This window comes from Desulfomicrobium aestuarii (genome assembly GCF_055385525.1).
In genome coordinates, this window is sequence record NZ_AP042427.1 from 3,184,686 (window position 1) to 3,210,964 (window position 26,279).

General features: G+C 66.0%; 23 protein-coding genes. 6 read left to right on the forward strand and 17 right to left on the reverse strand.

Features of this window, described 5'->3' with window-relative positions; translation table 11 throughout:
• Positions 1-176 precede the first annotated feature (176 nt).
• Together crcB and ACZ5AC_RS14725 are read left to right on the forward strand one after the other, a co-directional pair.
• Entirely contained in the window at positions 177-551 is a 375-nt protein-coding gene (gene crcB, locus ACZ5AC_RS14720; protein WP_464248323.1) for a fluoride efflux transporter CrcB, read from the forward strand.
• A 9-nt stretch (positions 552-560) separates the two neighbouring features.
• A complete protein-coding gene (locus ACZ5AC_RS14725; RefSeq protein ID WP_464248324.1) occupies positions 561-1,796 on the forward strand; it encodes a DUF190 domain-containing protein in 1,236 nt (411 codons plus the stop codon).
• 7 nt (positions 1,797-1,803) lie between these two features.
• Here ACZ5AC_RS14725 and ACZ5AC_RS14730 read toward each other — a convergent pair whose 3' ends face one another.
• Both ACZ5AC_RS14730 and ACZ5AC_RS14735 read right to left on the reverse strand, forming a co-directional pair.
• Positions 1,804-2,661 (reverse strand): motility protein A, encoded by an 858-nt coding sequence (locus ACZ5AC_RS14730; RefSeq protein ID WP_464248325.1) that lies wholly within the window; start codon positions 2,659-2,661, stop codon positions 1,804-1,806.
• Positions 2,661-3,512: an OmpA/MotB family protein gene (locus tag ACZ5AC_RS14735; protein WP_464248326.1), complete on the reverse strand. Its 852-nt coding sequence runs from the start codon at positions 3,510-3,512 to the stop codon at positions 2,661-2,663. The genes ACZ5AC_RS14730 and ACZ5AC_RS14735 overlap by 1 nt, the downstream gene beginning before the upstream one ends.
• Before the next feature lie 140 nt (positions 3,513-3,652).
• On the opposite strand from ACZ5AC_RS14735, the gene ACZ5AC_RS14740 reads away from it, so the two are divergent.
• The 4 genes from ACZ5AC_RS14740 to ACZ5AC_RS14755 all read left to right on the forward strand — a co-directional run bounded on the left by ACZ5AC_RS14740 (position 3,653) and on the right by ACZ5AC_RS14755 (position 6,961).
• Positions 3,653-3,835 carry a ferredoxin gene (locus tag ACZ5AC_RS14740; RefSeq protein WP_464248327.1) on the forward strand — a complete coding sequence of 61 codons (183 nt, stop codon included), beginning with the start codon at positions 3,653-3,655 and terminating at the stop codon, positions 3,833-3,835.
• Between the two features lie 139 nt (positions 3,836-3,974).
• Entirely contained in the window at positions 3,975-4,658 is a 684-nt protein-coding gene (locus ACZ5AC_RS14745) for a VTC domain-containing protein (RefSeq protein WP_464248328.1), read from the forward strand.
• Positions 4,659-4,667: 9 nt separating this feature from the next.
• Entirely contained in the window at positions 4,668-5,399 is a 732-nt protein-coding gene (locus ACZ5AC_RS14750; protein WP_464248329.1) for a DUF4956 domain-containing protein, read from the forward strand.
• Positions 5,399-6,961 (forward strand): CotH family protein, encoded by a 1,563-nt coding sequence (locus ACZ5AC_RS14755; protein ID WP_464248330.1) that lies wholly within the window; start codon positions 5,399-5,401, stop codon positions 6,959-6,961. Before ACZ5AC_RS14750 ends, ACZ5AC_RS14755 begins: the two co-directional genes overlap by 1 nt.
• Here the strand turns inward: ACZ5AC_RS14755 and ACZ5AC_RS14760 are convergent.
• The 15 genes from ACZ5AC_RS14760 to rpmI form a co-directional block, all read right to left on the reverse strand.
• Positions 6,958-8,496: a DHA2 family efflux MFS transporter permease subunit gene (locus ACZ5AC_RS14760; protein WP_464248331.1), complete on the reverse strand. Its 1,539-nt coding sequence runs from the start codon at positions 8,494-8,496 to the stop codon at positions 6,958-6,960. The genes ACZ5AC_RS14755 and ACZ5AC_RS14760 overlap by 4 nt on opposite strands.
• Before the next feature lie 3 nt (positions 8,497-8,499).
• Complete coding sequence (locus tag ACZ5AC_RS14765) at positions 8,500-9,702, reverse strand: HlyD family secretion protein (protein WP_464248332.1); 1,203 nt, start codon at positions 9,700-9,702, stop codon at positions 8,500-8,502.
• 70 nt (positions 9,703-9,772) lie between these two features.
• The gene (locus ACZ5AC_RS14770) at positions 9,773-12,703 is read right to left on the reverse strand and encodes a DEAD/DEAH box helicase (protein ID WP_464248333.1); all 2,931 of its coding nucleotides are present in this window, start codon (positions 12,701-12,703) and stop codon (positions 9,773-9,775) included.
• 1 nt (position 12,704) lies between these two features.
• Positions 12,705-14,081, reverse strand: a complete 1,377-nt coding sequence (locus tag ACZ5AC_RS14775; RefSeq protein WP_464248334.1) for a sigma-54-dependent transcriptional regulator — start codon at positions 14,079-14,081, stop codon at positions 12,705-12,707.
• 11 nt (positions 14,082-14,092) lie between these two features.
• Complete coding sequence (locus ACZ5AC_RS14780; RefSeq protein ID WP_464248335.1) at positions 14,093-15,529, reverse strand: ATP-binding protein; 1,437 nt, start codon at positions 15,527-15,529, stop codon at positions 14,093-14,095.
• Between the two features lie 88 nt (positions 15,530-15,617).
• Complete coding sequence (gene pgi, locus ACZ5AC_RS14785) at positions 15,618-17,243, reverse strand: glucose-6-phosphate isomerase (protein WP_464248336.1); 1,626 nt, start codon at positions 17,241-17,243, stop codon at positions 15,618-15,620.
• 13 nt (positions 17,244-17,256) lie between these two features.
• Positions 17,257-18,438: a pyridoxal phosphate-dependent aminotransferase gene (locus ACZ5AC_RS14790; protein ID WP_464248337.1), complete on the reverse strand. Its 1,182-nt coding sequence runs from the start codon at positions 18,436-18,438 to the stop codon at positions 17,257-17,259.
• A gap of 41 nt (positions 18,439-18,479) precedes the next feature.
• Positions 18,480-19,325, reverse strand: coding sequence for an HDOD domain-containing protein (locus tag ACZ5AC_RS14795; protein WP_464248338.1), 846 nt, complete (start codon positions 19,323-19,325; stop codon positions 18,480-18,482).
• Positions 19,326-21,206: a GspE/PulE family protein gene (locus ACZ5AC_RS14800; protein ID WP_464248339.1), complete on the reverse strand. Its 1,881-nt coding sequence runs from the start codon at positions 21,204-21,206 to the stop codon at positions 19,326-19,328.
• 28 nt (positions 21,207-21,234) lie between these two features.
• Positions 21,235-21,705: a PilZ domain-containing protein gene (locus ACZ5AC_RS14805; protein ID WP_464248340.1), complete on the reverse strand. Its 471-nt coding sequence runs from the start codon at positions 21,703-21,705 to the stop codon at positions 21,235-21,237.
• Positions 21,706-21,847: 142 nt separating this feature from the next.
• Positions 21,848-22,174 carry a MerR family transcriptional regulator gene (locus tag ACZ5AC_RS14810; protein ID WP_464248341.1) on the reverse strand — a complete coding sequence of 109 codons (327 nt, stop codon included), beginning with the start codon at positions 22,172-22,174 and terminating at the stop codon, positions 21,848-21,850.
• A gap of 24 nt (positions 22,175-22,198) precedes the next feature.
• Complete coding sequence (gene pheT, locus ACZ5AC_RS14815) at positions 22,199-24,580, reverse strand: phenylalanine--tRNA ligase subunit beta (protein ID WP_464248342.1); 2,382 nt, start codon at positions 24,578-24,580, stop codon at positions 22,199-22,201.
• A gap of 18 nt (positions 24,581-24,598) precedes the next feature.
• Positions 24,599-25,642 carry a phenylalanine--tRNA ligase subunit alpha gene (pheS, locus tag ACZ5AC_RS14820; protein WP_464248343.1) on the reverse strand — a complete coding sequence of 348 codons (1,044 nt, stop codon included), beginning with the start codon at positions 25,640-25,642 and terminating at the stop codon, positions 24,599-24,601.
• Positions 25,642-25,995, reverse strand: a complete 354-nt coding sequence (gene rplT / locus ACZ5AC_RS14825) for a 50S ribosomal protein L20 (RefSeq protein ID WP_464248344.1) — start codon at positions 25,993-25,995, stop codon at positions 25,642-25,644. The genes pheS and rplT overlap by 1 nt, the downstream gene beginning before the upstream one ends.
• Before the next feature lie 76 nt (positions 25,996-26,071).
• On the reverse strand, positions 26,072-26,272 hold the full coding sequence (gene rpmI, locus ACZ5AC_RS14830) for a 50S ribosomal protein L35 (protein WP_464248345.1): 201 nt from the start codon (positions 26,270-26,272) through the stop codon (positions 26,072-26,074).
• Positions 26,273-26,279 lie beyond the last annotated feature (7 nt).

Below are 26,279 nucleotides of genomic sequence, written 5' to 3' on the forward strand. Positions count from 1 at the left end.
CGCCGGGACAGTTGCGGCCGCCCCCCAATCCGGGCAGCGTGCCTGTGCAGCCCTCGCGGGTCCTGCCCGACATTGGTCCGCCCTTGCCGATTCTTCAAAACAGTGCTTTTATCCCCGCACGTCGCAGGATCGAACCATGCAGCCCTCGGCCCTGCTGCATCAGCATGGGGGAAACAATGCACAAGCTGCTTCTCATCGCCCTGGCCGGAGCCGCCGGCACCCTGTGCCGCTACTGGCTTTCGGGCGCGGTCTACGACGCCCTGGGACGCGACTTCCCTTGGGGCACGTGGGCCGTGAACATCCTCGGGTCCTTTCTCTTCGGCCTTGTCTGGGTGCTGTCCGAGGAACGCGGCCTCCTTTCCCCACAGGCCAGGATTCTCATCCTGACCGGCTTCATGGGCGCATTCACGACCTTCTCGACCTTCATCTTCGAAAGCGGCGAACTGCTGCGCGACGCGCAGTGGCTGCGGCTGGCCCTCAACATAGGCGGGCAGAACGCCGTGGGCTTCGCGGGCCTCGTCCTGGGCTCGAGCCTGGGCAGAATCCTGTAGGGAGACGACATGCGCAAAGCGATCGACGTGAAAATTCTCAGGGTGTTCGTGGGGGAAGCCGCGCGGCACAAGGGCAGGCCGCTGTATGAGACCATCGTCGAGGAAGCCCGCCAGCGCGGCATGGCCGGGGCTTCGGTCTGCCGGGGCTTCATGGGCTTCGGGGCGGGCAGTCTGCTGCACACGGCAAAGATTCTGCGTCTGGCCGAGGACCTGCCGGTCATCGTCGAGATCGTGGACACGCCGCCCCGCATCGAGGCCTTCCTGCCCGTGGTCGACGCCATGGTCGAGGAAGGCAGCATCGTGGTGCAGGACGGACAGGCCATCTTCCACCTGCCCCTGCGCATCCGCGACGTGATGACGGAGAATGTGGCCACCGTGGACGTCAGAACCCCTCTGACCGCGGTGGTGGACCTGCTGCTGCGCAGGGAGGTCAAGGCCGTGCCGGTCATGGAAGGCAGGCGCATCGCGGGGATCATCACCGGCGGAGACCTGCTCTCCCGCGCCCGGATGCCCCTGCGTCTGGACATGCAGGGCCAGCTGCCCTGCGAGCAGCGCTGCGAGCAGGACGCGGCCGCCGGATTCGCGGGCCTCGTCGCCCAAGACATCATGACATCCCCGGCCCGGACCCTGAACATCAAGACCGACGTGGTCGACGCCCTGAAGATCATGGCCGGCAAGAACATCAAGCGCCTGCCCGTCACGGCCGACGACGGCACGCTCCTGGGCATCGTCAGCCGCACCGACGTGCTGGCGGCCATCGCCAGGGCCTCGTCAGTGGCCGGGCATCTCGAAATCCTGCCCCCGGGGCTGAACTCCACGGCCCGGGACGCCCTGTTCACCGACGTACCCACGGCCCGGCCGGACACCCCGCTGAACGAAATCCTGGAGCAGCTCGTCCGCTCGCCCCTGCGGCGGGTGGTCATCGTGGACGCGGACCGCAAGATCATCGGCCTGGTCCACGACTGGGACCTGCTGCGCAGCTTCGTGCAAAAGGAGTCGCCGGGCCTTGTGGCCCGGCTGGTGCGCGCCCTGACCAGTCAGGAACAGGGGCTCCCCGCCCTGGAGGGCACGGCCCGGGACGTCATGACCACGAGCGTTATCACCGCTCGGCCCGACACCCCCCTGGCCGAAGTCATCGGGGTGCTGGTGGAGAAGAAGATCAAGCGCATCGTCGTGGCCGACGACGGCCGACTGCTCGGCATCGTGGACCGCGACGCCGTGCTCAAGGCCCTGGCCCGGCAGTAACGGGCCCTTACAGCGCCACCCCGATCTCCTCGGGAGTCGGCATAACCGGCATGTCCTCCACCCGGTCCTCTATCTGGAAGCGCTCCTTGATGCGCGCCAAAGACACGAGCTGGCCCTGCCGGGCGGCGGGAGTGAGGAAGGACTTCAGCTTCACTTCGAGCACCCTGGGGTTCAGCTCGCTCTGGATGGCGCGCACGCCCTCGACGATGATCTTCTGCAGCAGAAGCTCGTGGTCCGTGACCTCACGGATGCGCGCCGCCATGGGCAGGAAAACGAAGTTGGCCAGAAGCACGCCGTAGAGGGTCGAGGTCAGGGCGATGGGGATGGTCGAGAGGACGACGCTCGTGTCGTTCACGCCCGAGAGCATGCCGATGAGGCCGACCACGCTCCCGGCCAGGCCGATGGCCGGGCAGACCTCGGCCAGCACCCGCAGCACGCGTTCGGACTCGTCGCGGCGCTGCTTGAAGAAGAACATCTCCGTGTTCAGGATGTCCGCCGTCTGCTCCCGGGAGTAGTTGTCCACGACGAAACCCAGGGCGCGGCGCAGGAACATGACGGACGTCTCCCGCTCGTCCTCGGCCAGGGTGTGCAGGCCCCGGATGCGACTCTTGACCGAAAGGTCCACGAGAATCTCGACGATCTCCGCCGGCTCTTTCATCCGCGCACGGTACGAGTTGCGCAGCACCCTGGCGACATACAGCAGACGCTGCATGCGGAAGCTGGCGATGGCCACGCCGAGGGTTCCCCCGGCCACCACGAAGATGGCGGCCAGGTTGAAATACTGGGCCACGTTGCCGCTGATGGCGAAACCTGCGGCGAAAACCACGCCGCAGAGCACAAGACCAAAAAAGGATTTCCGATCCATCACTGCCCTCCTCCCGTCGACGCCACCCAACGCCTGAAACCGCCTTCATCACCGTCCTCCGCGGAGGGCAGCGAGTCCGTCGGGTTCTCGGTGCTGAGCACCAGCTCGACCCGCCGGCTACGCTGCGCAATGTCGCCCGCCTGTGCGGGACGCCGATCGCCGTAGGCGGTCACCCTCAGCCGTTCCGGAGGAAAGCCTGCCTCCGTGGCCAGAAACATCGCCACCTCCATGGCCCTGGCGGAAGAGAGACGCCACGGCGCGGCAAAGTCGCCGACGGCCTCCCCGGGCGCAGCATGGCCGACCACAGCCATGGCGTGCGGCGCACTGCGCAGGATGGCGGCGAGTTCGAGCAGCCCGCTTTTGACTTCAGGCCGCAGCGCCGCGCCTGCGGGGCCGAAGAGGAAATCCCCGGCCAGGGTCACGTGCAGGGACTTTTCGGGCACGAGCCGTACGGCAATGGCGTCATTCAGGCGGGAACGCTCGATCATGTCGCGAATGCGGTCATGGATGCGGCCCAGCATGGACTCGACCGGCGGCGCCGGCAGGGGCAGATCCCCGCTCCCTTCCACGCGGACGGCCAGGTCCGTCACCGATTTGAACTGAATCTTCGGCGTCTGGAAGGCGTAGAGCGCGGCGAACATGATGAACATGGTCATCATCAGGTCCGACCAGCAGACGACCCATGCGGCCGCCTTGGGCCGGGGCTCGCGGGCGAAGATGTCAAACTGTTGACCGGCAGGACCCCCGTCGCTCAGGCGCGGCTCCCAGCCTCCTGCGGGCTGCGGCCCCGTCTCCGGGCGCGCCAGCCGTGCCGAGACGTCTCGAATGCTTTCTGGTGTTGGTTCTCGCATGGATTCCTCCGCTAGGCGCTGAGCCAAATCCATGCCAAACACTTGTGCCGAGGAAGGCCGGCGAAATACGTTCCGGCTTGCGGGGACGGCTCAAAGCCTGTATGCGACAAAGTAAACGTCAACCCCAACCTGGAGGAAACATGGCTATTGTTCTCGATCACGATGAATGCATCGGCTGCGAAACCTGTGTCGAGCTTTGCCCGGAAGTCTTCGCCATGATTGACGGCGAGGAAAAGGCCATGGTCAAAGCCCCGGATTCCAACGCCGACTGCGTGCAGGACGCCATCGACGGTTGCCCTGTTTCGGCCATCAGCAAGGAATAACCCGAATCTTTCCTTCTCCACGCAAAGGGGAGCGCGGCTCCCCTTTTTCGTGCCCGCAACAAATGCTTGCGCTTTGGACGGGTTCTCCACAAAGTACGGGTCGTCCGGAATTCCGGCGAAATCGCCGACACGCACCGTCATGGAAACCCGCACCGAAAAAAAATACATCCTCGACGCGGCCCTCGCCAATCTGGCCCTGGCCGTCATCTCCGCGCACTGTTTGCCCGACCCCGACTTCGCGCGGGCCACGGTGCACAGCATCTATTTCGACACCCTGGACCTGCAGTTCCTTACGGAGAAGATCGACAGCACCTACCTCAAGGCCAAGGTGCGCCTACGCTGGTACGGAGACTGGGATTTCCGGCCGGACGACGGGCCGGCCTTTCTGGAAGCCAAGATCAAGGAAGGGGGACTGCAGCGCAAGGTCCGCATCCCCGTGCCAAGGTCCGGGAGCGAACTGGCCCTCATGTCCCTGAGCGATGCCGAACTTGCGGCCCTGCCTGCCCTGCTCCATACCCGCGGCGTGGGATTCTCCGCATCACCCAGGCCCGTCTTTGTGGTCAGCTATCGCAGAAGCCGTTTCGTGGACCCGCGGACCGGGGCGCGCATCGCCCTCGACCAGGACATCCACGCCCCGCGCCACGCCCTGTCCTGCCCCGGCGCCACCTGTTCCCGAACCCTGCCCTGGGCCGTCATCGAGACCAAGGGCAGCCTCGCGGTTCTGCCGCCCTTCCTGGCGCCTCTTGTGCCCATGGGACTGCGGCCCGACGCCTTCTCCAAATACCTGCACTGCTACCTGAGCCTGATGCAGCAACCTCTTTAAGGAGCCAACGTGAACGAGATCCTGCCCGTCGGCATCGACTTTCTGGCCAACATCTACGAAGCCCTGATCAAGGCCGGTACCTCAGGCCACGAGAAGATGGAGAACATCGGCCTGACGACGTTCTTCATCCTGCTGCTGGTCTCCTTCTTCGCATCCCTCTACATCTCGCGCCTCTACGTCCGCTTCTACCGCCCCCGCGGCACTGGAAGCCTCGCCTACCGCTCCTTCCCGCTGCTGGGAATCTCGGTCACGGCCATCTTCATCTGCGTCCAGTTCTCCCTTCCCCTCTCCCTGGGCCTCCTGGGCGCCCTGTCCATCGTCCGTTTCCGCACGCCCATCAAGGAACCGGAAGAGGTCGGCTTCATCATGCTGACCATCGCCACGGCCATCTCGTGCGCCACGTTCAACCTGCTCTTCCTCGTCATCCTGCTGGCCGTCTCCACCCTGGGCCTCTTTCTCATCAACTGGCAGGGCCTGCCCCTGGCGGCCAGCGAACAGGGTTCCATCCTCGTCAACCTGCCGGGCGGCGACGCCGGGACCACTGCCGCGGGCTTTCTGCCCCGCATCGGCGAAATCAAGGACATGCGCGTCATCTCCGTGGTCGAAACGGCCCAGGGCACGGCCGTAACCCTGCGTTTCTCCCGGGGCGGAACCGAACTTCTGACCCGCGTGCGCGACCTGGCCCTGGCCTGCGCGCCCGGCGCCACGGTCAGCATGTTCAACGATCAGGTCAGCATCTGATGCGCGGGGCCCTGCGCAGTCCTCTCACTCTTTTCCTGATCCTCTGCGGCCTCTGTCTGGCTTTTTTCGGACTGCGCCTGCACGAGTGGGGACAGGACCGCGCCGAGAGGGTCGCTGCGCTGCGCGACGACCTCGGCAGTCCCCGCAAGTCGTCCCTGCTCAAGAAGCTGGGTTTAGCCGAATCGGCCGAAACCCGAGTTCCCACGACCCTGATCGATGCGGCCAGGGAGGATCTGCGCCCGCTTCCTCCCATGCCCATGCGCGCCGTGGCCATCCGCATCGACGAGAAGGACCTCTACGACCCCGAAACGGGACTGCAGTCCAACAGCCAGCAACGGGGACGCGGGTGGGAGCGCCCCGCGGGAGTGGCCGTCCGGCAGGACGGACGGGAAATCCTCGCTGCGCCGTGCGGAGCTCGCCTGCAGGGCAATCGCGACACGCGCGACTTGCTGCACAGCTTCCGGCTCTATTTCCGCAACAGCTACGGCCGCCGGGACGTACCGGGCGCCGCGTTCCTCGACGGCTCGGACATGGACATCCGCAAGGTTCTGACGCGCACCGAGAAGAACCTCGTGCCCGGGTTCGTGAACATGCTGGCCTTTGACGCGGCGCGGCGCATCGGCGCAACCACCCCGGACTACGCACCCATTCGGCTGTTCCGCAACGGCGAGGACCTTGGACTCGGCCTGACCAGCGAGCACGTCAACCGCACGCACTGGGAGCGCAAGCTCGGACACAAGGATTTCGACTTCTACATGCTGGAATCCGAGAACTCGGTGCTCGACACGGCCCGGTACAAGGCCCTGCGGCTGCGACTGGAACCCTTCTTCAAGCCCTGGGACTACGACTACGTGGGGGGAATCCTCGACCTCGACGACTTCATGAAGGCCATGACGGCCTTCGCCTTCCTGCAATGGCAGGACTGGAACCAGGGAGCGTTCATCCTCGACCGCACCGAGGCGGCCCCGCGCTGGCGCAGCATCCTTTGGGACGCGGACCTGGCCTTCGCCGGGCTTCGCCCAGGCGGCATCCCGGCCAATCGCGCCGGCTGGAAGAACTTCCGCGACGCCCACGGAATGCGGGCCAACGTGTTCGAGGGGATGTGGGACGCGAGCCCGCGCTTCCGGGACGAAATGCTCCGGCGCCTGTCGTGGAGCGTCAACCACAGGCTGACGCGGCAGTGGATCGCCGAACGCGTCGGGCATTATGCGCGGCTGGAAAGGGAATCCGGGCTCGACTGTTTCGACGAAGACACGGCTCTGACCTATCTGCTGGACCGCCGTCTGGCCCTGCTGGCCGAAACCGTGGCCGAGCTCGGCGCCCCGCAGCTCGTCGCGTGCCGGGTGCAGAGCCCCGAACTCGTCCTCATCGACGGGGAACCCTGGAGCGGGCAATACGAGGGCATGTATTTCCGGGGCCAGAAAATCACCGCAACCCCCCGGGAGGGCAAGGCCTTCTCGCACTGGGAAGTCGACGGCCGAAACGTCGCCGGACCACGCCTTGAACTCGTCCTCGAAAGCGACACGCGCATCAGCGCGGTCTTCCTGCCTCAAGCCGGCTAGTGCACGCCTTCGGGCATGTGCCCGCCGTGGTCGGGACGCCGCAGGATCCACATGAAGACGGCCAGGCCGAAGAAGAGCATGGCCTGGACATGGAAGACGTCGACGTAGGCCATGTAGCCGGCCTGCTGCTGCATGGCACGGTAGATGAGGCCCGCGGCCTCGATGGGGTCGAGTCCCATGTAGTGCCGCAATGCGTCGCGGGCCTGGGTGAAGGAGGGGTCGTAGGGCGTGAGGTGCTCCACGAGGTGGTGCTGGTGGATCTGGGCCCGCCTGGCCAGGAGCGTGGTCACGAAGGCCGTGCCGAAGGAGCCGCCTAGGTTGCGCAGCAGGCTGAAGAGGGCCGAGGCGTTGTTCATGCTGGCCCGCGAAAGCGAGGACATGGTCAGGAAGGACAGGGGCACGAAGAAGAAGGCGATGCCCACGGCCTGGATGTTGCGCCCCAAAATGGCCGTGCCGATGTCGATCTGCAGTGTGAAGCGCGACATGAAGACCAGCGACAGCCCCGAGACCGTCAGGCCGAAGCACAACAAGAGCCGCGCATCCACCCTCTCCGTCAGCTTGCCCACCACCGGCAGGATGAGCAGCATGATGGCCCCGCTGGGGCCCAGCACCAGCCCCGCCAGATACGACGTGTAGCCCATGAGGTTCTGCAGGTACATGGGCAGCAGCACGATGGACCCGAAGAAGGCGAAGAACCCGAAGAACATGACCACGTTGCCGGCGGCGAAGTTTCGCTGGCGGAAGATACGCAGGTCGACGATGGGGTTCGGGTGCCGCAGTTCCCACCACACCAGGGTAACCAGGCAGACCGCGGCCACGACGCTCATGAGGACGATGTGGCCCGAGGCGAACCAGTCGTCGCCCTGCCCCTTGTCCAGCACCACCTGCAGGCAGCCCAGGCCCACGGACAGCAGGGCCAAACCCATGAAATCGACCTTTTCCCCCGACTCCCGGCGCTGCAGGTACGGCGGGTCGAAGATGAAGGCCCAGCACATCATCAGCGCGACGATGCCCAGGGGCACGTTGATGTAGAATATCCAGATCCAGGAATAGTTGTCGGTGATGTACCCGCCCAGAAGCGGCCCGAGGATGGGCCCCAGGACAGCGCCCATGGCGAAGATGGCCATGGCCAGGCCGCGCTGGTTGGGCGGGAAGGTTTCAAGCAGGATGGCCTGGGACATGGGCTGCAGCCCTCCGCCGCCCAGGCCCTGGACGATGCGGAAGAAGACCAGGGCCTCAAGGCTCCTGGCCAGGCCGCAGAGCATGGACGCCACGGTGAAGACCGTGACCGAGGCCATGAGGTAGTTCTTGCGCCCCATGACCCTGGACAGCCAGCCGCTCATGGGGATGACCACGGCGTTGGCCACGAGGTACGAGGTCAGAACCCACGTCACCTCGTCCTGCCCGGCGGACAGGGAGCCCTGGATGTGCCCCAGGGCCACGTTGGCGATGGACGTGTCGAGAATCTCCAGGAGCGTCGGGATCATGACGCTCAGGGTCACCAGCCACTTGCCCGTCGGGCGCCCGTCAGCCATGGTCTAGTCGAGGTGGATGGTCGGGACGACGCTCATGCCCAGTCGCAGCTGCTGCGTCCCGTTGACCGGGTCCAGGGCGATCTTGACCGGGATGCGCTGCACGACCTTGACGTAGTTGCCCATGGCGTTCTCGGGCGGGAACAGGGAGAAGACGGCGCCCGTGCCGGCCATGACCGACTCGACCCGGCCCGAGAACTCCCGCCCGGGGAAGGTGTCGACCTCCAGGTCGACCTTCTGTCCCGGACGCACCCTGGCCAGCTGTGTTTCCTTGAAGTTCGCCGTGACCCAGAGTTCGCCCGGGTCCAGGGGGACAAGGGCCATGAGGGGCTGACCGGCGTCCACCAGCTGGCCGGCCTGGATCTTCTTCTTGGTGACGTGCCCCTTGGCCGGGGCCAGGATGCGGGTGTAGCCCAGATCGAGCTCCGCCTTGCGAACCCTCTCCCGGGCCAGTTCCACGCGGGCCTCCTGGGCCGCCACTTCCAGATCCTTGATGTCGGCCACGTCGTGGCCCGTCCTGGCCAGGCCGATATTGGCCTGCATTCGGGCCACGTTCTCGCGCAGGGAGGCCAGGTTGCGTCCAGCGGCCTGGGCCCTGTCGCGGGCGGCCCCGGCCTGGGCGCGGGCTGCGTCGAGAGCCGTCTGCGCCTCGTCCAGGGCCGATTGGGCGATGATTCCGCCTGCCCGCAATTCGGAGAGGCGGGTAAAATTGAGTTCCGCGTTGCGCAGTTCGGCCTCGGCCTGCAGCACCAGCTGCCCGGCCGCGGCCTCCTCCAGCCTTGCCTGGTCCAGGCTCTTCATCAGGCTTTCCAGCTGGGCCGTTGCCCCGGCGACCTGAAAATCCGTCTGGTTCTTCTGCAGAGGCACGCTCTTGCGCAGGGAGGCGAGCTGCGCCTCGGCCGCGGCCAGGTCGGCCCGGGCCTGGGCCACGGCCACCTCGTAGCCGACGGGGTCGAGCATCAGGAGCGGCTGCCCATCCTCCACCAACTGGTTGTCCTCCACCAGGTCCTGCACGATGTAGCCGGCGACCCGCGGGGTGATCTGGTAGATGCGGCCGTCCACAAAGGCGTCGTCCGTGGACACCTTGCCCATGCCGCGCACGTACTGCACGAGCATGAACCCGGCCACGAGAGCCAGGACGGTCAGAAGGATCATTCTCTTGCGGCCCGGCCTGCCGTTGGCCCGGCCCGCGTCATTGGCGGTGGTCATGGATTATCCTCCCGAAATTTGGGGCACATGGGCGGTAAACCGTCCCGGCAGCCTTTGGCAAGCCCCCGCATCAACGGCCGGCAAGTCCGCCCCAGTCCACAGGCACGCGCACGATCTTCTCTGCCTTGTTGCGGAACAGCAGATGCCCATGGCGCAGCCCGTAGAGGAACAGGTCGCGCGTCACGGCCACGTCCTGGCGGCAGTAGGTGACGATGTCGCCGATACGCCCCTCCTTCCACCAGGTCAGGGCCTGGGTGCCGCTGGCGCTCTTGGCCGCGCCGAGGGTCTCGCGGGCGAGGTGGTCCAGGGACAGGCGGTAGCCGAGGGTGGCGTGGATGTCCCCCAGGATGTCCAGGGTGGGCAGGGAGGCGAAGTCGAAACGGCTCAAGCCCCGCAGGACCGCGTAGTCGAAGCGCATGATGTTGAAGCCGACCACGAGGTCGAACTCCACCAGATCGCCCACCAGCCGCGGCACGTCCTCCTGCAAATAATCCCGGAATGTCTCCGTACCGGAATCGTAGACGACCACGCAGCTCACGCCCATGAGGTCCGCCCGGTGCCACCCCCCGACCTCCTGCGCCGAACGCCGGGTCTCCAGATCCAGCACCGCGAACCGAAACCCCTCCGGCAGAATTTGAGCGCCCACGATCCGCCCATCCTCCCCACCAGCTCGCCCCACCCCCATTGGGGGGGTCCGGGGGGCATCATGCCCCCCGGCCGCCGGAGGCATCCCCCCCGCACCACCCTCAGGCGCCACCCCGGCCATCACCCCCTCCAGCACCCGCAAGGCCGCGCCCTTGGCGATGGGCCTGTTCCCGGAGCCGCATTTGGGGGAGTGGACGCAGGACGGGCAGCCGTTTTCGCACCCGCAGTCGCGGATGACCTGCATGGTCCTGTGCAGCAGGGTCTCGAAGGCGGCGTAGGCCTGGTCGGCCAGGCCGCACCCGCCGGGCAGCCCGTCGTAGATGAAAACGGCCGCGCTGCCGACCTGGGGGTGAAAGGGGATGGAGATTCCGCCGAGGTCGCTGCGGTCGGTCATGACCAGAAGCGGCATCATGCCGATGGCGGCGTGCTCAAGGGCGTGGATGCCGCCCATGAAGTGGGCCATCTCCGCCTCGACCTGCCGCCGAACTGTTTCAGGGATGGCGATCCATACGCCTCGCGTGACGAAGACGAGGGGGTCCATGTCCAAGGGCACGGTGCCGAGGTTGCGGCCGCCGCGCACGCTGATGCGGTCGTAGCCCGTGACCTGGTCCGTGACCCGGAGTTCGCCCAAGTGGACCATGGCCCCGAACACGGGGCGCGAGGCGTCGATGCGGATGATCTCCGTCGATTTCTCGTGCCGCACGCGGGTGTAGTAGGAAACCTTGGCCCGGCGGGCCCGGGCCATGCCGGTCTGCAGGTCCAGATCGGCGACGACGTAGGTCGCGCCGCGGTGCAGGTAGACGGCGCCGGGGTGGGTCTCGAACACGGCCCGGAAGCGATCCACCAGGCCGATGCGCTCGCCGCTGTCCATGTCCAGGATGGCCAGGGTCGAGCCCGTGCCGCGCAGGGCCACGCCGCGGTGGGGCTGTCTGGCCGCGGAGAAGTATTCCTGCCCGTCGCGGCTCTGCAGCAGTTCGCCGCTGCGGACGAGACCGGCGACCAGGGCCGGGTTCTCCAGAACCAGGGGATCGCCCTGGTGCAGGGACGCCTCGGCCGCGGCGCATTGGAGATGGCGGGCGGCGACGACGGGATTGCCGGGGTTGATGACGGCCCGTTCGGGCGTCATGGCGAAGAACTCGTCGGGGTGATGCATGAAATACTGGTCCAGGGCGTCCTCGTGGCCGATGAGGAAGGTCGCGGCCTCGCGCCCGCCGCGCCCCACCCGTCCCGAACGCTGCAGGGTGGCCATGACGGAGCCCGGGTAGCCGACCAGGATGCAGACGTCGAGGCCGCCGATGTCGATGCCGAGCTCCAGGGCGCTGGTCGAGACCACGGCCAGCAGGTCGCCCGAGGACAGGCGCGCCTCGATCTCGCGGCGTTCCTCGGGCAGGAACCCGGCACGGTAGGCGGAGATGCGCTCCTGCTCGGCGGCATCGCGCTGGGAGGCCCACAGGGCGATGAGTTCGGTCATGCGCCGCGACTTGCAGTAGACGATGGTCCGCAACCCCAGGCGCATGGCCTCCTGCAGAAGGCCGATGGCCTTGCGGGCGGCGCCGTCCACGCCGTTGATCAGGAGCATGTGCCTGGGCGGGGCGGCGGCCGTACCCTCCAGGACGGCGGTCATGGGCAGGCCCGTCAGGCTTGAAGCCAGCTCCTCGGGGTTGGCGATTGTGGCGGACGAACAGACGAAGGTCGGGGATGCGCCGTACAGACGGCAGATGCGCACCAGGCGGCGGAAGACCCAGGCCATGTGCGAACCCATTACGCCGCGGTAGGTATGCACCTCGTCCACGACCACGAAGCGGAGGTTCGCGAAGAACCCGGCCCAGCGCTCGTGGCTCGGCAGGATGCCCAGATGGAGCATGTCCGGGTTGGTGAAGAGGATGTTCGGCGGGTTCTGCCTGATGCGCGTGCGATGGGAGGACTGGGTGTCGCCGTCGTAGATGGCCGAGGTCGGCGTGGGGAAGAGGCTCGCGGCCAGGGCGTCCAGGGCCCGGCGCTGGTCCTGGGCCAGGGCCTTGAGGGGGAAGAGGTACAGGGCCCGCGCCGAGCGGTCGCCGTGGCAGGCCTCGAGCACGGGCAGGTTGTAGATCAGGGACTTGCCGCTGGCCGTGGGCGTGGCCACCACGGCGTGGCGGTCCGAGCGCACCAGGTCCGTGGCCCGGATCTGGTGCTCGTAGAGTTCGCCCACTCCCATGAGGTCGAGCCCCCGGCGCAGCGGGGCTGGCCAGGGACGCGCGGGCGTCCCGAAGCGCGGCTCCCGGCCCGGAAAGAAGCGCCGCCCGGCGATGTCAACGGACAGCCAGGGCGTCTGCTCCACCAGGGCCAGGAGATCCGCGACGGTGGCCTCGGTCACGTCAGTTCTTGGCCGCGATCTTGTACTTCTTGAGCTTGTACTGCAGCAGGCTCTTGGACACGTCGAGCATCTCCGCCGTCTTGACCTGCACGAATCCCGAATGGACCATGGCCCGGCGGATGAGGGCCGCCTCGATCTTCTCCAGGGTCTCGGACAGGTTGATCTTGAGCGGCAGGAGGTCCACGGCGCTCTTGAACTGCATCTCCTCGTCGCGCAGTTCCGGCGGCAGGTCCTCGACATTAATGACGTCGTGACTGGAGAGGACCACGCAGCGTTCGATGACGTTCTCCAGCTGGCGCACGTTGCCGGGCCATTCGTAGGCGGAAAGGTAGTCGATGGCCCCGGGCGTGAAGCCGTGCACCTCGCGGTTGTTCTCCAGGGAGAACTTGCGCAGGAAGTGGCTGGCCAGGATGGGGATGTCCTCGCGCCGCTCGCGCAAGGGGGGCAGGTGGATGTTGACCACGTTCAGACGGTAGAAGAGGTCCTCGCGGAAGCGGCCGGCCGCGATCTCGTCCTGCAGGCTCTTGTTGGTGGCGGCCACCAGCCGGAAATCCACGGCGATGGTTTCGGTGCCGCCGACGCGTTCGATGACGCGTTCCTGCAGCACGCGCAGCAGCTTGACCTGCATTTCAAGGGACAGCTCGCCGATTTCGTCCAGAAAGAGCGTGCCGCCCTGGGCCAGCTCGAAGCGGCCGCGCTTCAGGGCCATGGCCCCGGTGAAGGAGCCCTTCTCGTGGCCGAAGAGCTCGCTCTCGAGCACCCCGGGGTTCAGGGACATGCAGTTGACGGACACGAAAGGCATGTCCTTGCGGTCCGAGGCGATGTGGATGGCCCGGGCCACCAGCTCCTTGCCCGTGCCCGACTCGCCGGTGATGAGCACGGTGCTGCGCGTCGGCGCGACCTTTCCCGCCAGGGCCAGGACGTCCTGGATGCCCTTGGAGTTGCCGATGATGGTCTCCTTGCCGAACTTCTCTGCCAGGCTCTCGCGCAGCAGGCGGTTCTGCCGCTCGGCATGGGACAGCTTCAGGGCCTTGCGCACCGAAAGCAGGATCTCGTCGTTGGCGAAAGGCTTGGTGATGTAATCGAAGGCCCCGCTCTTCATGGCCTCCACGGCGCGGTCGATGGTGCCGAAGGCCGTCATGATCATGACCGGGATGTGCGGGTGGCGCCTGCGCACGGACTCCAGGACTTCCTGGCCTGTCATGCCCGGCATCTTCATGTCCGTGATGACCACGTCCACTTCGGACTCGTCGAGGTAGGTCATGGCCATGACCGGGTCGGCCAGGGCCGTGACGGTGTAGCCCTCCTCCTGCAGGATGGCCTCCAGGATGAGCAGGTAGTTCTTTTCGTCGTCGATGATGAGGATGTGATTGCCCATGGGGATGTTTCCTAGCACGGCTCGGAAAAGACCACGAGGGCCTCGGCTCCGCCGTTCTCGCCGTTTCGCAGGGTCAGTTCCGCGCCGTGAATCTGGAATATGGAGTTGGTAATGGCCAGGCCCAGACCCGTCCCCTTCTCCTTGGTCGTGAAGAAGGGTTCGACGTAGCGTTCGAGCTGCTTGGCGTCAAAGCCCGGTCCCGTGTCCCGGACCAATACGGCGGTTTGGCCGTCGCTGCAGACGGGGACGATGCTGACCTGCCCCCCGCCGTCGCAGGCCTGGATGGCGTTGCTGATGAGGTTGTAGAAGCCCCGGTACAGGAGGTCCCGGTCTCCCTGGACCATGTAGCCCGGCGGCAGCGTGCTCTCCACCTTCACGCCGTGCTCCTGCCCTTCCTGGGTCAGGAAGCCCACGGCGTGGCGGACGACCTTCTCCAGGTCCACGTCTTCCAGGGACGGCTGCCTGGGACGCGCGTAGTCGAGGAAGTCGTTGACCGTCTGGCTCAGGCGCTTGGACTCGTGGAAGATGGCCTCCAGGATGCCCGCGTTGCCGCCGCCCTGGGCCTTTTCGCGCTTGAGGAGCAGCTCCGCGCTGCTGCGGATGATGCCTAAGGGGTTGCGGATCTCGTGGGCGATGCTTGCGACCATGCGGCCCATGGAGGCGAGCTTTTCGTTCTGCTGCAGCTCCTTCTCCAGGCGCTCCTTGTCGCGCAGGCGCTCGTCGAGCACGCGGTCGGCCTTGCGGATGAGGAAGAAGATCAGCGCGTAGAGGGCCGCCGAACCGAGGAAGGTGGTCAGGATGATGAGACGCTGCAGGTGCAGGACGGTCTCGTAGTCGCTGGTGATGTCCTGGGTGAATTCGAGCACGCCCAGGAGCGGCCCGGGCTGGTCGCGGAAACGCAGGTCCCGTTCGGCGCGCAGGGGGTGGACCGTGCGCAGGACCACGTCCCCGGGCTGCAGGTCGAAGGCGAAAACGACATCCCACACGTTCAGGTTGTTCTGCAGCACGAAGCTGCGCTCGCCCTTCTCGATGGCCTCGCGCACCTCCGTGCCGCCCATGTCGGTATTGCCGATCTGGTTCACGTTGGTGCTGTAGGCCACCTCGCTCTGCTCGTCGAAGATGCGCAGTTCGCGGACGTGGAAGGAATGGATGGTCGACTCGATGACCTGCTCCAGCCGTTCGTACTGGTCCTTGCGCTTGAGTTCCACCCGGCCGAAGCCGAGCACCACCGGGAGGGTGAAACGGCGGTAGATCTGGTGGTTCAGGTTTTCGGCCAGGAGCTGGGCAAAGGCCGTGTTCTTCTTCAGAAGCGCCCTCTTGGCGTAGTTGGTCATGAAGACCGACATGAGGCTGCTCGAAGCCAGGATCAGCACCAGGGTGCTGATGGACAGGAACTTGACCAGCTGGAAGGGATGGGCCGGGTCGACGCGAAAGGGGTTGAGCTTCATGCTGTGGCCGGGTGCAAAATGTGGACGGGCGCGCTGCCCCGCACGGGGAGCGGGGCCGAAGCCCCGCGTGTTTCAGCGACGATAGGGCCTAGGCCCTGCGCCGGTCAAGGCAGTAGCGGATGAGGCCGCCGGTGGACGAATCGTGCGCTGCCGCGCCCTTGCCCTGCAGTTCCGGCAGGATGACCCCTGCCAGCTGCTTGCCGAGCTCGACGCCCATCTGGTCGTAGGAGTTGATGCCCCAGACGGCGCCCTGCACGAAGATCTTGTGCTCATACATGGCGATGAGACTGCCCAGGGCGCGCGGGGTCAGGCGGTCGTAGAGAATGGAGTTGGTCGGGCGGTTGCCGGGGAAGGTCTTGTGCGGGGCCAGGGCCGCCCGCTTGTCCGGCGGCAGGGAGGAAAGCTCCCTTTCGGCCTCCTCAAGGGTCCGCCCGCGCATGAGGGCCTCGGTCTGCGCCAGGAAGTTGGCCAGCAGGATGGTGTGGTGCTCGCCGATATCGTGCAGCGGGTTGACCGCGGCCAGGAAGTCGCAGGGAACCACGGTCGTGCCTTGGTGCAGGAGCTGGTAGAAGGCGTGCTGGCCGTTGGTGCCGGGCTCGCCCCAGAGGATGGGGCCCGTGGCGTGGGTCACGGGACGGCCGTCCAGGGCCACGCCCTTGCCGTTGCTCTCCATGTCGGCCTGCTGCAGGTAGGCGGGCAGCCTCGACAGGTACTGGTCGTAGGGCAGCACGGCGTGGGACTCGAAGCCCAGGAAGTTGCGGTGCCACACGCCGATGAGGGCCAGCAGGACCGGGATGTTTTTTTCAAAGGGCGCCGTGCGGAAGTGCTCGTCCATATCCCGGGCCCCGGCCAGCAGCTCGCGGAAATTGTCCATGCCCACGGCCAGGGCGATGGACAGGCCGATGCAGGACCACAGGGAGTAGCGCCCGCCGACCCAGTCCCAGAAAGCGAACATGTTGGCCGGGTCGATGCCGAAGGCCGTGACGGCCTTCTCGTTGGTCGACAGGGCCACGAAATGCCTGGCCACGTCGCCCTCCCCCGCCCCCTTGCCCAGGAACCAGGCGCGGGCCGTGTGGGCGTTGGTCAGGGTTTCCTGGGTGGTGAAGGTTTTGGAGGCGATGATGAAGAGGGTCGATTCCGGCCGCACCGACTCGAGCACGCGGGCGATGTGCGTGCCGTCGATGTTGGACACGAAATGGAAGCGCATGTCCCTCTGGCGGTAGAAGCCCAGGGCCTCGGTGACCATGCAGGGACCGAGGTCCGACCCGCCGATGCCGATGTTGACCACGTCGGTGATGCGCTCGCCCGTGTACCCCTTCCACTCCCCGGACCGCACGCGCCGCGTGAAGGCGTCCATCTGCCCGAGCACCGCGTGCACCTCGCCGACCACGTCGACGCCGTCCAGGATGAGGGGTTCGTCGGCCCGCCTGCGCAGGGCCGTGTGCAGCACGGCCCGGTCCTCGGTCGAGTTGATGCGCTCCCCGGCGAACATGGCCCGCATCCGCCCGTCCACGCCGGCCTCGCGGGCCAGGTCCAGCAGGAGCGAGAGGGTCTTCTCCGTGATGCGGTTCTTGGAATAGTCCAGGAAGATCCCGGCGCCCGAGACGGAAAACCGCTCGAAGCGCCCCGGGTCCCGATCAAAGAGCTCCCGCAGGCTCGGTACTTCGGACACATGGTCGGCAAGCGCTTTCCAGGGGGCGGTCTGATCGATCACGGGGCACCTCCGGTTATTTCTTCAGGTCGTGGAGCACCTGGCCGACCTTGTCCAGGCAGTCGGACAGGGTCTCGTCATCCAGGGCGTAGGAAATGCGGATGCAGCGGTCGTCGCCGAAGGCCGCGCCGGGGACCAGGGCCACGCCGGCCTTTTCCAGCAGCAGGCCGCACAGCGCGGTCGAATCCGGCACTTCGGGCGTGTAGTAGGCATCCACCTGCGGGAAGAGGTAGAAAGCGCCGGCCGGCTTGGGGCAGATCACTTCGCCCCAGGCCAGGACCTTGGCAAGGCCCAGGTCGCGGCGCCGCACGAAGGCCGCGAGCATGGGCTCGAGGCACTCCCAGCCGCCCGTCAGCGCGGCCAGGGCCGCCTTCTGGGCGATGGAGCAGATGTTGGAGGTGGATTGGCCCTGGATCTTGGTCATGGCCTTGATCAGGTCGGCGTGGGCCAGGGTGTAGCCCACGCGCCAGCCGGTCATGGCGAAGCTCTTGGCCAGGCCGTTGACCACGGCGAAATTCTCGGGGTGACGCCGCCACCACGGCGCCAGGGAGGCGGGCTTGGCGGGGGCGTAGACCAGCCGGTCGTAGATTTCATCGGCGATGACGAAGATGCCCTTGTCCACGGCCCAGGCCGCGATGGCGTCGAGCTGTTCCTGCGTGTAGTGGCAGCCCGTGGGGTTGGACGGCGTGTTCATGACCAAGCAGCGCGTGCGCGGCGTGCGGGCCGCCTCCAGCTGGTCCACGCTGACGAGGAAGTCGTTCTGCGGCTCCGTGGCGACGAAGACCGGCACGCCGTCGGCCAGCTGCACCAGAGCCGGGTAGCTGACCCAGTAGGGGGCGGGGACGATGACCTCGTCGCCCGGGTCAAGGAGGACCTGGAACAGGTTGTAGAGGCTCTGCTTGCCGCCGTTGGTCACGACCACGTTGTCCATGGCCGAGTCCACGCCGTAGAAGTCCCGGAAGTAGCCGCACACGGCCGTGCGCAGCTCGGGGATGCCCGGCACCGGGGTATAGCGGGTGAAGCCCTGCTCCATGGCCTGGCGCGCCGCTTCACAGACGTGCTCGGGAGTGCGGAAATCGGGCTCGCCGACGGCCAGGCTGACGATCTGCCGACCGGCGGCGCGCAACTCCTGGGCCTTGGTGTTGATGGTCAGGGTCGCGGAAGGCTTGATGCTGGTGATGCGTTGCGCCAGTTTCATGGTCGTCGGGTCTCCTCTTTGAGACGGATGAAGATTGGTTGTTAGATTTCCGCCTTGGCGACGTGGTCTTCCACGGCGATCTCAAGTTCGGCCAAAGTAATGTCGGTCAGGCCCAGCAGGCCGGCTTCGTTGCAGGTCACCAGGATCAGGTCGCGGTCCTGCCGCAGGCCGATGCCGAGCTTCATGCAGACGAGGTTGGCCAGCCGGACCAGGACGAGCAGGGTATTCGAAGTGTCGTAGTCCTTGCGGTGATGGTCGCGGCAGACCATGCAATACGGTTCCGGGAGATTCCATTTCTCGAGGAGCAGGCAACCGCATTCAGGGTGCATGGCGTCGACGAACTCGTCTGCCGCCGTCCTGGTGATGCGGGGGGCGCCCCGGTCCTTCTCCCCGACGGAGACCAGGGCCTTGAGCACCAGGAGCTTCCCCACGTCGTGAATGAGCCCGGCGATGAACGCTTCGGGCGCGAGGTCATCGTGCCCGCATCGCCTGGCCAGCCATTGGGCGCCGAAGGCGCAGGCCACGGAGTGCTTCCAGAGGGTGCTGGTGTACTGCTGCACGAAGGGGTTGCGCGAAGCGTAGTTCTTGCGCTGCGTGGCCATCATGACGCAGTTGACCACCTCCCGCAGGCCGATGCGGACCACCGCGTCCTGGATGCGGCTTATCTTCTTGATGCCGCGGAAGAACGAGGAATTGGCAACCTTCAGCACCTCGGCCACCAGCACCTGATCCTGGATGATGAGACTGACGACCTTGTCCGTGTCCGGATCAGGGCGCGCCGCCTCCTGGTGAACCAGCAGGGCCGTGCGGTCGAAAACCGGCAGGTCGCTCCCCGGCTCTTCCAGGAATTCCCGGACGCGGTCGTGGATGGAGGCTATTTCGAACATCTACGCTCCGAGTATGCGGCGCAGCTCGACCAGGGGACGAGGCTTGTGCACGCGCGGCAAGGTCCGCAGAATTTCATCCACGGTGGTGATTCCGAGGGCGGCCTTGGTGATCCCGTCTTCGAGCAGCGAGACCAGGCCGGCCTTCTCCAGACTGATCTCCCGGAGTTCGTGGGTCGTTTTGCGCTGCAGGACCGCATCGCGGATGAAAACTTCGGGGATGAGCATTTCGTAGACGGCGAGCCGGCCCTTGTAGCCGCTGTGCCGACATGCGGCGCACCCCCGGCCCTTGCGGAACTCCGCCCCGGCCAGGTCGCCATAGGTGCAGCCCATCCGTCTCAACTGGCTCAAATCGGGCTGGTAGGGCACGGCGCAGTGCGGACAGATCTTGCGCACAAGGCGCTGCGACAGGATGCAGGACAAGGTGGAGGATACCAGAAACGGCTCGATGTCCATATCGAGCAGACGCACCAGGGCCCCGATGCTGTCCTCGGTATGGAAGGTCGTCAGCACCTTGTGGCCTGTCAAGGCGGTCTGGATGCACATGACGGCCGAGAAATGGTCGCGAACCTCGCCGATGACCACGATATCCGGGTCCTGACGGACGATGTGCTTGAGGGTTTCCTCGAAGGTCAGGCCGATGGAGGGCATGATGGAGCACTGGCCGATGCCGCGCACCTTGTACTCCACCGGGTCCTCGGCCGTGATGATGCTCACGTCGGGGCGATTCAGGTAGTTGATGCAGCTGTAGACCGTCGTCGACTTGCCCGAACCCGTGGGGCCGGTGACCATGATCACGCCCGACGGCGCGTCGAGGGCCTCCTCCATGAAGCGGTTCAGCATGCCCGGCAGCATGCCCAGCTCGTGCATGGGCAGCAGCTCCTCCTGGCTCTTGAGCAGGCGCATGACGATCTGCTCGCCGTAGACCGTGACATAGAAGGACATGCGCAGGTCGATCTGCACGCCCATGTGGTTGAAGATGAGCCGGCCGTCCTGGTGCCGCCGCTTTTCGGCGATGTCGGCGCCGCACATGATCTTGAAGCGGCTGACCAGGGATGCGGCCACGCCGATGGGGTAATCACGGAAAAGGACCATGACCCCGTCGACGCGGAAGCGCACGCGCACGCGGTCCGACATGGGCTCGACGTGGATGTCGCTGGCTCCGCGCTTGAAGGCCGCCAGCACGATGGCGTTGGCGACTTCGACGACGTTGATGCGCCCCTGGTCCGAGGCCGCGCCCAGACGCAATTCCTCCTTGCGCTTGGCCAGTGTTTCGTCGAGTTGGCTGGCACGGGTGATGCAGACGACGATATTCTTGCCGAAATAGTCGCGCGCCGCGTCCAGGCTGCGCGGGTCCAGAGGGTCCACAAAGGCGATACGGACGGATCCGTCCGTCTGCATGTCGTAGGGTACGAAGCGGTACTGCTCGTAATACTCCACCGGCCCGCGCCCTATCAGACCGTGATCGGGCTCCTTGGCCGTCAGTTCCAGAACCGGCAGCCCGAGCTGCAGGGACAGGATTTCCGTCAGCTTGTCGTCGGCCAGGAATTTGTGCTGGATGAGAATGTCGCCGAGCTTCTGCTGCCGCCCCTCCTGGGCCTGCAGGGCCAAGGCGCGGTCCAGCTCTTCGTCGGTGAGATAGCCGAGCCCGCCCAGCAGATCGCCGATGCGCAGCTCGCCCTGGTTGCGGCGGATGGTCTGGCGCATCTGCTCGTCCGTCACGTAGCCGAGCTCGAGCACCACTTCGGACAAAGGCTTGGCCATGTGAAGCCTGGAGGCCACGCGTCTCGCGTAGTCCGCCTGCTGCTCGCTCAGGTACCCTTCGCGGACAAGAAGCGAGACGATGGGGTTGAAAGCCTGTCCGTTGCCGTTATCCAGATTCATGTCCGTGGTCCGTCACATTGCCGGCGTTTCAGCGTAAAAGGTAGAAGCCAAGTTCCTTGTCGTATTCGCTTTTGGAGAACCGCACTCCGACGGCGTTCTCCCGGATGTTGCGCACCTCCCCCCGCCTCTGGATCAGATCATGGGGAGGACGGTCCAGACGGAACTGCAGTGTCAGGATATCCCCGACTTCGAGCACAGGAGGCTCGGCGCCGGTGCCCGATTCAATGGCAAAGGAAAGACCGCTCATGGACAGGTCGTTGACCCGGATCTCAAGAAGATCCTCGGTCCTGTGCACATGACACCAGCCGGCCAGGGAAACCGGCCGCCGGTAATATTCACGGAATTCGATGAGAACGGGAACGCTTACGCCGCAGCGGCACTTGATCTTGATGCGGCTGTCCTTCTCCCGGTAGCCGGATGCGTCGAAAGCCGTTTTGAAACCGCATTCCGGACACTGGAACACAGCCTTCCCCTGCTTGTCGGCATATACTTTGTCCATGGCCTCCCCTTGTTTCCGTCTTTTCAGTCAACCCGGCCGCCCGGTCTAAATGCGGCATACGGACATGCTACGGTCTGAACAGCAGCGTGTAAAGCGCCGGAAGCAATGCGCACCATCGAAAAAAACCCCGACCTTTTTCAGGTCAGGGTTTGCGGGTGAGCAGGTGCCGGATATCCTCCAGCTCGCGCCGGATGGCCTCCAACGGGACATGAACCGCCTCCGCGCCCTCCAGCTTCTGCCGGGCGCCCTTGATGGTCAGCTTCTCGACGTAGAGCAGATGGCGGATCTTCTCCAGCAGGCGGACATGCTCCTCGGTGTAGTACCGTTGGCCCTTGGTCGTGCGGGCGGCCTGGAGCTGGGGGAACTCCTCCTCCCAGAAGCGCAGCACATAGGGCTCGACGCCAAGCTGTCTGGCGACCTGGCCGATGCGCAGGCGTTTTTCCGCGGCGGGCGTTACGGGTCTGAGCACGTTCCCTCCTGGCCGCAGGGCCTGTCAGGAAAAGCGGACAGGCAGCTTTGCGACCAGATGCTGGCCGATGCGTTGGTTGATCTTCTCCACTTCCTTGTCCTTCAGCGTCCGCTCCGGGTGGCGAAAGACGAAACGATAGGACAGGTTGCGCTCCTCGGTCCCCTCGGGAGTGAAGATGTCCACGAGGTAGACGTCCTCGAGGAGAGGCTCGTTCATTGCCTTGACCGTATCAACTACAGCGCCGATTGCAAGGCCCGGCGCCGCGACGAGGGTCATGTCCCGACGCACGACCGGGAAGCGCGGGATGGCCTGGAACTTGGCGCCGTGGCGCAGGCCCATGAGCAGGTCGAGGTCCAGGTCCGCGTACCAGACCTCGCCTCTGGCCTGGTAGGCGTCGGCCAGGTCCTCGCGTATGCGGCCGACCCGACCGACGGTCGTCTCACCCGCCCAAACCAGAACCTCCGGCGCCAGATAGGGGTGCTCGCCACCGCGCTCGAATGCGGCCGCGCCCACGCCAAGACTCATGAGCAGGTGCTCCACCAGCCCCTTCACGTCCTCATAACCCTGGCTTCCATCGGGATACGGGTAACGGGCCGGGAAGCGCCCTCCGTGCAGAAGGATGGCCAGGCGGTTGTTCTCGCGGGTCAGGGTGTCGCTGGTCGGGTCCTGGACGAACGTGTGGGCCACCTCGAAGATGCGGATGCGCGTGTTGTCCTGGCTCATGTTCTGGCGCAGGGAGCCCAGCAGCCCCGGGGCCAGTTCCGTGCGCAGGACGTTCATCTCCTCGCTCAGAGGGTTGAAGATGTGCACGCGCCCTTCGGCCGGCAGGCCGCAGCGGTCCAGGTCGGCGGTGCCGACGAAGCTGTAGTTGACGACCTCGGCCAGACCGATGCCGCGCCCCCACTCCTTGACCTGGTTCAGGAAGGCAAACGTCGGGTCGACCTTGTCCAGGTCCTGGAGGCTCTTCTTGACCGTGGGCAGCACGGCCTCGATGCGGTCCATGCCGTAGACGCGGGCCACCTCCTCGATGAGGTCCACCTCGCGCTCAAGGTCCAGGCGGAAGGACGGGGCCGTGACCTGCCACGGTTCGCCGTCGGCGATGACGCAGCCAAGGCTCGCCAGTGTTTCGCGGCAGAAGCCGGGGGCCATGTCCACGCCCAGGAGCTTCGTGGCCTTGGCCGGGGAGAAATTGATGACCCGCGCCGCATAGGGCCTGGGCTCGGCCTTGGCCACGCCCGGGGCCACGACGCCGCCCGAGACCGCGGCCATGAGCGCCGCCGCGCAGTTCATGGCGTGGGTGTTGCCGACCTGGTCCACGCCGCGCTCGAAACGGTAGGAGGCGTCGCTGGACAGGCCCAGCCTGCGGGCCGTCTTGCGGATGGAGGCCGGGTCGAAGACCGCGCTCTCCAGCAGGACCGTGGAACTGCCGTCGCCGATCTCGGAGTTGGCGCCGCCCATGACGCCGGCCAGGGCCACCGGGCGCTCGTCGTCCCAGATGAGCAGGTCGCGGCCCGTGAGCAGGCGCTCCTGCCCGTCGAGGGTGGTCAGGCGCATGCCGTCCTCGGCCAGGCCGACACGGATGCGGTCGCCGCGCAGCAGGTCGCGGTCGAAGGCGTGCAGGGGCTGCCCGCACTCCATCATGACGTAGTTGGTCACGTCGACGATGTTGTTGATGGGCCGCAGGCCCACGGCGATGAGCCGGTAGCGCAGCCAGGCCGGGCTCGGCCCGATCTTCGCGCCGCGGATGAGCCGGGCCTGGTACAGGGGGCAAAGGGCCGGGTCGGGCTCGATGCGGAAATTCTCGAAGGCTTCGCCGCCCTCGGTCAGTTCGGTCCGGGGCACGGTCAGGGGCAGGCCGAAGGCGGCCGCCACTTCGCGGGCCAGGCCCAGAACCGAGAGACAGTCGGCGCGGTTGGGCGTGATGCTCACGTCGAGGACGGTCCGGTCCAGGCCCAGGGCCTCGCAGATGGGCGTACCCACGGCCAGTCCCGCGTCCAGGACCATGATGCCGTCATGGTTGTCGCCCAGGCCCATCTCGCGCTCGGAGCAGATCATGCCGCACGACGTCTGGCCGCGCAGCTTGGCCTTCTTGATCTCCAGGCCGCCGGGCATGACCGTGCCCACGGGCGCAACGGGCACCTTCTGGCCGGCGGCAACGTTGGGCGCGCCGCAGACGATGTCGAGCAGTTCGCCCGTGCCGATGTCGACCCTGCAGACCGAGAGGTGGTCAGAGGAAGGATGCGCCGCGCACTCGGCTACGAAGCCGACCACTATCTTCTCCAGGGCGGCGAAGGGGCGGCCGATCTCCTCGACCTCGAGGCCGAGCATGGTCAGCCTGTCGGCCAGGGTCTGGGCATCGCCCGTGTAGGGCACGAATTCCCGCAACCAGTTGAGACTCAAAAGCATGGTGAAACCCTATGTCGCTCAGGCGAATTGCCGGAGGAAGCGCAGATCGTTCTCGAAAAACATGCGCAGGTCGCCGATGCCGTACTTGAGCATGGCGATGCGCTCCACACCCAGGCCGAAGGCGAAGCCGGTGTAGACTTCCGGGTCGTACCCGACCTTCTCGAACACGGCCGGATCGACCATGCCGCAGCCCAGGATCTCCACCCAGCCCGTCTCCTTGCACACGCGGCAGGGCTCGCCGTTCACGCGGCCCTTGCCGCCGCAGATGACGCAGCTGATGTCCACCTCGGCGCTGGGCTCCGTGAAGGGGAAGAAGCTCGGCCGGAAGCGGACCTTGGTCTCATGGCTGAACACGGTCTGCACAAAGGCCGTGAGAATGCCGCGCAGGTCGGCCATGGTCACGTTCGTGTCCACCAGAAGCCCCTCGACCTGATGGAACATGGGCGTGTGCGTGATGTCCGAGTCGCGGCGGTAGACCTTGCCCGGGGCGACCACGCCCAGGGGGGGCTTGCGGGCCAGCATGGTCCGCACCTGCAGGGGCGAGGTGTGCGTGCGCAGCAGGATGGAGTCGGAAATGTAGAGGGTGTCCTGCATGTCCCGGGCGGGGTGCTCGGGCGGGAGGTTCAGGGCCTCGAAGTTGTTGAAGTCGTTCTCGACCTCGGGGCCGGACACGACCTCGAAACCCAGGCTGGTGAAGACCGCGCAGATCTCGCGGGTCACGCGCGTCACGGGGTGCAGGGAACCCAGGTCCGGCTGCCAGGACGGGAACGAGGAGTCGAAGGCGCCCAGGGCCTTCTCCTGTTCGCGCGCCTTGAGAGCGGCCTGCCGGTCCTCCCACAGGGAGGTCATGGCGGTCTTGACCTGGTTGGCGGCCTTGCCTGCGGCCGGGCGTTCCTCGGGCGAAAGCGCCGTCAGCCCGGACATGAGGTCGGCCAGGAGGCCCTTGCGCCCCAGGTAGCGGACGCGCAGTTCCTCCAACTCTTCCAATGAAGAAGCCTGGCCCAGGGCTTCAGTCAGCTCCGGGACCAGGCTTTCCAGCTTTCGAATGATATCGTGAGCCACTAGTTCGCCTTGGATTTTACCATTTCACACAGCTTGGCGAAGGCGTCCTTTTCATAGACAGCCATGTCGGCCAGGGCCTTACGGTTGAGATTGATCTCGGCGAGCTTCAGGCCGTGCATGAAGCGGTTGTAGGTCAGGCCGTACTGGCGCACGCCGGCGTTGATGCGCACGATCCACAGCTTGCGGAAGGCTCTCTTCTTCTGCTTCCGGTCGCGGTAGGCGAAACACAAGGCGCGCTCGACGGTTTCGCGGGCGGTGCGGTACAGGACGCTGCGGCCTGCGCGGTAGCCCTTGGCAAGGTTCAGAAACTTCTTGTGCCTTCTGTGGGCTGTTTTTCCTCTTTTGACTCTCATGGTGTTCTCCTTTCGATGTCAGGCATAGTGGGAAACGACTATACGCTGAGCTGAGGCTCCGGCCCGATGCCGGAAACTAGAAAATGTACGGTACCAGGCGGCGAATGGCGGCGACACAGGACTGGGCAGCCGTGGTGGACTGACGCAGCTGTCTTTTGCGCTTCGCGGATTTCTTGGTCAGGATGTGGCGCATGTTGGCATGGCTTCTCTTCACCTTGCCGGTGCCCGTGACCTGAAAACGCTTGGCTGCACTTCTGTTGGTCTTGACCTTTGACATAGTTCCT